Source organism: Chryseobacterium sp. S90 (assembly GCF_047444895.1).
GTDB lineage: Bacteria > Bacteroidota > Bacteroidia > Flavobacteriales > Weeksellaceae > Chryseobacterium.
Map to the genome: position 1 here is coordinate 1 of NZ_JBLGCX010000017.1, position 1,032 is coordinate 1,032.

At 42.1% G+C, this 1,032-nt stretch carries 1 protein-coding gene; it reads right to left on the reverse strand.

Features of this window, described 5'->3' with window-relative positions; genetic code table 11:
* On the reverse strand, positions 1-1,032 hold a 1,032-nt coding region (locus tag ACLMCG_RS23065; protein WP_413961445.1), incomplete at both ends, for an AMP-binding protein.

The window sequence follows — 1,032 nt, forward strand, 5'->3', positions numbered from 1 at the left end:
CCTACCGCGCCAATAGGAACAGGACGCAGGTATGAATCCAACACATATATTGAAGTATTATCAATTGGACGCCCGATGTTGAGTGGATTGCCATCTTCATGATAAAGATGGGAGCTCGCACACACCGTTGATTCCGTAGGACCATATTCATTAAGGAAAATAATATCCCGGTAAGTGTTTCTGTCAATATCAGGAAAGCGCTCTCCTCCGGCAAAAATTAACTTTAATTCCGTATCAGGAAGTAAATCCTTCAACAACACAGGTGGAATAAACGATACCTCTATTTTATTTTCTTTTATATACCCGTTAAGATCTGTTACAGAAATTCTCTGTTCATTACTGAACAGCCACAGCGTATTACCACAACAAAGCACCGGAAATACTTCATTCACAAAAGCATCAAAAACATAATTCGAATAACAGCCTACGTTTGTATATTTGTTAAAGTGGTGGGAACGGATCATAAATCCTACAAGATTCACCACCCCGCTGTGTTCAATCATAACACCCTTGGGTCTGCCTGTCGTTCCACTGGTATAAATGACATACGCCAGATGGTTGGATCTTGTCCCAGTAACAGGGTTCTCCCTAAAACATCGTTGAATCCCATATGATGTCTCTGCATTATCCAGATTCAAAATCAAAAGCCCAGGATCTGAAATTCCTGAAGTATATTCATACAGCTTTGAGACCGTGTCATCTTCAGCAAGAACAAGACGGGATCCTGTATCACTCAGGATATGTCCCAATCTCTCTACAGGATATCCCGGATCAACCGGTACATAAGCACCGCCTGCTTTCAAAACTCCCAAAATACCTATCAACATCTTTTCTGTGCGCGTAAAACAAATCGGAATCAGCTCATCAGCACGGATGTCATAGCGCTGGATCAGATAATGTGCAAGCTGGTTAGACTTTTCATTCAGATCACGGTAAGAAAGGCGCTCCTCTCCATACACCAGTGCTGTAAGATCAGGCGTCCTGAAAGCCTGATCCTCAAATAATCCATGAACCGTAACTTCTCTGTCATAA